At 45.8% G+C, this 6439-nt stretch carries 5 protein-coding genes and 11 tRNA genes; 14 read left to right on the top strand and 2 right to left on the bottom strand.

Features of this window, described 5'->3' with window-relative positions; genetic code table 11:
- Positions 1-37: 37 nt before the first annotated feature.
- The 13 genes from MH144_RS26845 (at position 38) to MH144_RS26785 (ending at position 2818) form a co-directional block, all read left to right on the top strand.
- Positions 38-111, top strand: a tRNA-Met gene (locus tag MH144_RS26845).
- A 27-nt stretch (positions 112-138) separates the two neighbouring features.
- Positions 139-216, top strand: a tRNA-Asp gene (locus tag MH144_RS26840).
- Positions 217-244: 28 nt separating this feature from the next.
- Positions 245-320: transfer RNA gene (locus MH144_RS26835), tRNA-Thr, on the top strand.
- Between the two features lie 86 nt (positions 321-406).
- Positions 407-482, top strand: a tRNA-His gene (locus MH144_RS26830).
- 9 nt (positions 483-491) lie between these two features.
- Positions 492-566: transfer RNA gene (locus MH144_RS26825), tRNA-Gln, on the top strand.
- 9 nt (positions 567-575) lie between these two features.
- A tRNA-Lys gene (locus MH144_RS26820) sits at positions 576-651 on the top strand.
- Between the two features lie 10 nt (positions 652-661).
- Positions 662-749 (top strand) — tRNA-Leu (locus MH144_RS26815).
- 8 nt (positions 750-757) lie between these two features.
- A tRNA-Gly gene (locus tag MH144_RS26810) sits at positions 758-832 on the top strand.
- Between the two features lie 9 nt (positions 833-841).
- Positions 842-918, top strand: a tRNA-Arg gene (locus tag MH144_RS26805).
- Positions 919-934: 16 nt separating this feature from the next.
- Positions 935-1008, top strand: a tRNA-Pro gene (locus MH144_RS26800).
- Positions 1009-1021: 13 nt separating this feature from the next.
- A tRNA-Gly gene (locus MH144_RS26795) sits at positions 1022-1092 on the top strand.
- Between the two features lie 192 nt (positions 1093-1284).
- On the top strand, positions 1285-1890 hold the full coding sequence (locus tag MH144_RS26790; RefSeq protein WP_239305313.1) for a short chain dehydrogenase: 606 nt from the start codon (positions 1285-1287) through the stop codon (positions 1888-1890).
- A gap of 499 nt (positions 1891-2389) precedes the next feature.
- The gene (locus MH144_RS26785; protein WP_239305312.1) at positions 2390-2818 is read left to right on the top strand and encodes a hypothetical protein; all 429 of its coding nucleotides are present in this window, start codon (positions 2390-2392) and stop codon (positions 2816-2818) included.
- 237 nt (positions 2819-3055) lie between these two features.
- Here the strand turns inward: MH144_RS26785 and MH144_RS26780 are convergent, their stop codons facing one another.
- Positions 3056-3913 carry a hypothetical protein gene (locus MH144_RS26780; protein ID WP_239305311.1) on the bottom strand — a complete coding sequence of 286 codons (858 nt, stop codon included), beginning with the start codon at positions 3911-3913 and terminating at the stop codon, positions 3056-3058.
- 128 nt (positions 3914-4041) lie between these two features.
- The gene (locus tag MH144_RS26775) at positions 4042-4959 is read right to left on the bottom strand and encodes a LysR family transcriptional regulator (protein ID WP_239305310.1); all 918 of its coding nucleotides are present in this window, start codon (positions 4957-4959) and stop codon (positions 4042-4044) included.
- A gap of 399 nt (positions 4960-5358) precedes the next feature.
- Here MH144_RS26775 and MH144_RS26770 point away from each other — a divergent pair, with 399 nt between their 5' ends.
- Complete coding sequence (locus MH144_RS26770) at positions 5359-6372, top strand: ABC transporter ATP-binding protein (RefSeq protein WP_239305309.1); 1014 nt, start codon at positions 5359-5361, stop codon at positions 6370-6372.
- The last annotated feature ends 67 nt before the right edge of the window (positions 6373-6439 follow it).

Below are 6439 nucleotides of genomic sequence, written 5' to 3'. Positions count from 1 at the left end.
GAGCCCCTCAGCCTCCACCATATAACTTTTATAACGACGCGGGGTGGAGCAGCCCGGTAGCTCGTCGGGCTCATAACCCGAAGGCCGCAGGTTCAAATCCTGCCCCCGCAATTATACTTTCCTAACAGAAAGTGATCTGGAACCGTGGTGTAGTTGGCCTAACATGCCTGCCTGTCACGCAGGAGATCGCGGGTTCGAATCCCGTCGGTTCCGCCATTTAAATAAATTCCACACTTTACACCGTGCCGGTGTAGCTCAACTGGTAGAGCAACTGACTTGTAATCAGTAGGTTGGGGGTTCAAGTCCTCTCGCCGGCACCATTTATTACTTTCACATCTTAATCTATAGTAGAATGTATATTATAGACAAGGATGGGAATACTGAGATACTCTCAGGTTAAATTATGGCGATCGTGGCGAAGTGGTTAACGCACCGGTTTGTGGATCCGGCATTCGGGGGTTCAATTCCCCTCGATCGCCCCATGATTTTATTGGGGATTAGCCAAGCGGTAAGGCAACGGACTTTGACTCCGTCATGCATAGGTTCAAATCCTATATCCCCAGCCATTTTATTAAGAGTCATTAGCTCAGTTGGTAGAGCACCTGACTTTTAATCAGGGTGTCGAAGGTTCGAGCCCTTCATGACTCACCATTTATATTTTGCGGTCGTGGCGGAATTGGCAGACGCGCACGGTTCAGGTCCGTGTGGGCTAACCCCCCGTGGAGGTTCGAGTCCTCTCGACCGCACCATATATTTTGCGGATGTGGCTCAGCGGTAGAGCATCGCCTTGCCAAGGCGAGGGTCGCGGGTTCGATTCCCGTCGTCCGCTCCAATAATATATGCGCCCTTAGCTCAGCTGGATAGAGCGTTTGACTACGAATCAAAAGGCCGGGAGTTCGAATCTCTCAGGGCGCGCCATTATTTCCATTAATATCGGGATGTAGCTCAGCTTGGTAGAGCACCTGGTTTGGGACCAGGGGGTCGCATGTTCAAATCGTGTCATCCCGATTTTTATGATTATGCGGGTGTAGTTCAATGGTAGAACTTTAGCCTTCCAAGCTAATAGCGTGGGTTCGATTCCCATCACCCGCTTACAGTAAACCTCTTGCCTTGTGCAAGAGGTTTTTTTATTTTATCAGGAATTTCATAATTTCATATTTACTTTATCTTTTATGAATAGATCAGACTTTAGTAATTTGCGCTCGCCGAATGATTTTGTTTAAATAGGTAGATACAGGCATATCCTGGATGGAAAATAGTACAGATCTAAAGAGGAGGAATCGTGTGAAACGAGCTCTTGTTATTGGAGGACATGGAACGTTAGGAAAGGCGATCGTTGCCAAGTTGAATGAGCTGTCTGTAGAAGTGGTTACAGCAGGCAGAAGCTCAGGTAATTATCAGGTCGATATGACCTCAACAGATAGCATTAAGGCTCTTTTTGAAGCTGTGCAAAGCATTGATTATGTCATTATCGCGGCTGGGCAGACACATTATGCCAAACTGGAAGAGCTGACTCCTGAGAACAACTTGATTAGTGTACAGAGCAAATTGTTGGGCCAGGTCAATATCGTGTTGATCGGTCAACACTATGTCAATGACAAGGGAAGTTTCACGCTGGTTAGTGGCATTATCAAGGATCATCCTATTGCACAAGGTGCTTCAAGTGCGATGGCCAATGGGGCAATCGATGCGTTTGCCAAAGCGGCAGCCTATGAATTGCCGAGAGGTATCCGTCTGAATTCGGTCAGCCCTAATTTGTTTGAAGAGTCGGCTGAGAAATATAGAGACTTTTTCATTGGTTTTAATCCAGTACCTGTGGATCGAGTGGCTAATACGTTTATTCAAAGTGCATTGGGCATCGAAACAGCACAAACCTTTAAAGTATACTGAAGGGCCGAATGGTTTATAATCGCTGAACCATAGAAAGGCTTCTCTCGGAGAGCGTATGACATCCATAGAAACTAAGCTGCAAAGCAGGATAATTTATATTGGATGATATACCTCAACAGAATAAAAAAACAAAGGACATTAGAAGGTTAAGCCTATTAATGTCCTTTTGATTTTTCGGGAAAAAGAAAACTAGTGTTCATGTCGTATTGAATTTCGGACAACAGTTCAATAGAGATGCATGCATTCTTTCGTTCCGGATTTTCAGCCTCAAGTTGAGTGACAATGGCATCGGGATTGAATCCAAACTCGTAACCGGCATCAACATAACTAAAACTTGAGAAAGGTGTGGATGGGATGGTGGAGAGAAACAAACGCTTATCTTATTTTTCAGATGCAGGAATGCGACAGTGGTTTGGTTTTGGTGATATTTGTTTTCAATTCCTAGCCACTTTTGTTACTCTTACAATAACCACGGGAGAATACATAGGAGGTTTTAAAAATGGGGTTTATTATTATTTTAATTATCTTCATTATATTTCTTTCGGCATACGGAATTAGAACAACAAATCGTTCCAAAAGACTAAAGCAACAGTATACAGCTAGATTGCATGCAGTCGGAATACACCAATCAGGTTTGCCCCAAGTTTCTGAAGGTAAGTTGGTAGATGTGTTATTAGGAAATGGACATTTATATGTACTAACTGGTCATCAAACTTTTGAGCTCTCACTGAATAAAGTGTGGGGTGTACGACATCCACACGATAACTTGGGTTCCAGAAAGTATCTGGTCATTAACTACGAGATGAATGGTAGGGTACGACCGATTGTGCTAAGATTTACGAAACCTGCACAGGGTAAAGCATTTCTGTGGGAGATTGAGCGAGAATTATTTACGAAAAAATCAAATGACGGCGTTATAAGACTTTGAAAATTTTGGAGTTAAACATATGAATGAATGCACAGCTCAAATACAATTATGTAAAGCTGTATACATGGTAAGAGAGGATACATAGTCGATGTTCTTAAAGTATTGAGCAGATCATAAGAGCCTCAACTAAGTTAGAACCTGTGGTTTCGGCAAAGAATAGATGTTTGAATTCTTCAATTTGTTACGCAAAAAGCTCCTCTCCCATACTAAGGGAGAAGAGCTTTGCAAATCAGGCGATTAGTATCTTTCCAAAATCGTTTGAGTTTTCAAGCCATCGGCAGGAATAAGCCAGTTGTTGCTTTCCAACACTTGCAGCAGCTCGGTACGCAGGCCGGATACGGCTGCAGCGACTTCAGTTTTGAAAGAAACCTCAACAAGGTTCTCTACACCTGTACCATCTGCGTTGCGAATAGGCCATACTTCAAACGTCAGCTCTTGTCCATTCCATGTCCCTTCATAACGTTGGAATGTTACAGGGCCATGAGCACGGGATTGTGAGAGCGTTTGTTTACCCCAGTTGGAAGAAGACCAGTTTTTCAGTTTGCCCGGCAGCTTGTCCAGCAGCATATCGAGCGCGTCCTTCTCAGAAGGAAGCTGCACGCCTGTAGCTTTGGTATCCACCTTTTTCGTATTGGAGAAGCTCAGCGTTTGTTTACCATAACCCCAATCGATCTCAGCCTCATAGTTATCATCTGATGCATCAAATCCCTCTTGATTAGCCAAGGTCAATGCTGCGTTAATGTCACCGTTAATTACGGGATAGCGCTTTTTGTAGGTCAATTCATAGTTGTTTTTGTCATCCTTCTTCCGGAAACGGACATCCCATCCCGCCTGGTTCAGATTCAGAGCATTGGTGTCGAAGTACTCAGCGCTGATGTTTCTCGGTGTAGAATCCAGTGACAACGTCTGAATAACTTCACTGCGAGGCGATCCATCTGGGTTCAATACCAGTTCAGGTTTAGCCAGAAACTTCACTTCGTAGGCAGGTACGGCATTGGCTGCCGCTGAAGCTTGTGGTGCCTGGAACGCTAGACTGCTCCCCAATGTGACGATACTCAGCATCAATGAGGTTGTTACCTTTTTCCACTTTTTCAAAACCAATCACTCCCTAGGCTGGATTAATGTACAGACCCACTTTAGCGCCTGAGTATATGAAAGTGATTAACGTTGGACGAGCATTGCGTTAACCCTGCATAGATTTGATGAATGGCAAACGAGAGTTTTTATGGGACCAAGCCAAGAAATGAAGGGGAGCTCGTGACGCCTTCCTGAAGAACTTCCTTGAACCGATTCATTTGGACAGAAGGATGTCGATCCTTATTATGTACCGTGTATATATGCCTAGGGGCTTGTTCCCCGGGAATGGGCAGGACTTGAATCAAGCCATGCTGCTCCTCCCATTGTACGGCCATGCGCGACATGAATGAAATATGACCTCCGAGCAGAACCAGCTGTTTGATTGCCTCGAGTGAGTCCATCTCTACCGTACTTCGGAGCCGCACGGCATGTTGTTCCAGCCATTGGTTGGTCAAACGGCGAGTGCTTGATTCGTTCCCATGCAGGGCGAAGGGAATCTGAGAGATATGGTCAGGCTCCAGCACTTCTCTACTAGCCAGTGCATGCTGAGGAGCACAGATTAATACCAGATCATCTGCGCATAGCGGATCAGCTTGAAGGATCGGACCAACAAACGGTTCGGAGGAGATTACTCCCAGATCAATCTGATGGCGCATTAGCATCTCGCGAATGACAGGCGATGGTTTGACCGATAACACAATACGAATACCGGGAAACTCCTGTGAAAATGTATTTAGCATCGGAGGCAGCAGATAGGTTGCAGGTACATAGCTCGCCCCAATGTGAAGCGTGCCCCGGTAGAGGCTATCGTATTCTTTGACTACCCGGCGGGCCTCCTGGGTCAGGGCATTGATTTTAACGGAATAATGAAGGAGGGCCTGTCCAGCCTCCGTTAAAAACGTCTTCCCGCTGCGCGATTCGAATAATCGCACCCCCATTTCTTCCTCCAGTGATTTCATATGAAACGTAACCGTTGGCTGCTTAATGCCCAGAATCTCCGCGACGCTGGTCATGTGATGATGCTTGTCAATCAATTCTACAATTTGCAGTTTAATCAGATTCAACGAACTCACACTCCTCTCCCTTATACAGGGCCTCGATAATATAAGATGATTTAATGCTTGTTTTCATAAAGACGGAGAGTACAGGACCAATCTGAAGAAGCGAAGCTAAAAGCTTTCTGAAAGAAAGCTACTTCGTAAGCATACGCTTCGCCTTTATCCCCAGATTTCTGCCTTTGAAAAAAGAATCAAGAAAATCCGGGTACAACAGCGATCTGAAGAAGGTGCTGTAATCGGTGTAACCAAATGAAAAATGGATTTGAATCACCTTATATAGATTTAATCTATGAACATCAACAGAATTCATCTAAAAAGTTAATTTCATTTTTACATTCCTAACATACAACTTGCGAGAGCGGGAGTTAGACTGAGTACAGTACAAGAAGACAGGCAGGGATGCTTATGAAAATGGAGATTTCAGGAGTTCAAAAATCATTCAATCGTACGCCTGCACTATTGCCCACGGATCTCACGCTTCAGCATGGTCAGTTTACGACGCTGCTTGGTCCATCAGGCTGCGGCAAAACCACATTGCTGCGGATGCTTGCCGGACTGGAACAGCCAGATGCGGGGGAGATTGTTGCGGGTGATCAGTGCATCTTCTCAGCAGCCAAGCGGATTGATGTACCCACCCATAAGCGTAATCTGGGCATGGTGTTTCAGGATTTTGCATTATGGCCGCATATGACGGTATATGAAAATGTGGCATTTGGCTTGAGGGCCGGAAAACAGAAATCAAATTTACGGCAGAAAGTAACCGAGGCTCTCGGTATGGTTCGCCTGCAAGGCATGGAAGACCGTTATCCTCATCAGCTGTCCGGTGGACAGCAGCAGCGGGTTGCTTTTGCCAGAGCGGTAGCGGTGAGACCAGGTGTGATTCTGTTCGATGAACCGCTCAGTGCGCTCGATGCCGTACTGCGGGAAGAAATGCGGATTGAGATGATGTCCCTTGTTCGGGATATGGGGCTAACCGCCCTTTACGTTACTCATGATCAGGTTGAAGCGATGTCGATGTCGGATGAGATTGTGGTCATGGAGAAAGGGCGGATATTGCAAAAGGGAAGTCCTGAGACGATCTACGCATCGCCCAGCGATCCGTTCGTTGCTTCGTTTATCGGCAAATCCAACTGGCTGACACCGAATCAGTCCATGGTACGGCCGGAGCATGTGACCTGGAACAGAACAAGTCATGATGATCTGCGGTATCAGGCAACAGTACAGAGTGTCAGTTATGTAGGGGAGCGTTATGAAATCCGGGTTCAAATCGAAGGGCTGGGTGTATGGACGGCTTATCTGGACCGAAGAGTCCGAGCAGGAGAGCAGGTTCAGCTATATATATCGCCGGAGCGCATCTGCCGGATGAGCGGGTATGAGAACCGGGATACGAAGCGGGGAGTTATCGCTGCGGCAAACTAGAAAGCTTGAAGCGGAAATGAGTAGAAGTTTACTCGAAAAACTATATAAATCAAGGGAGATGGAATGT

It is taken from the genome of Paenibacillus sp. ACRRY (assembly GCF_022346995.1).
Classification (GTDB): Bacteria; Bacillota; Bacilli; order Paenibacillales; family Paenibacillaceae; genus Paenibacillus.
This window is presented reverse-complemented; position numbering and strand designations above follow the sequence as displayed.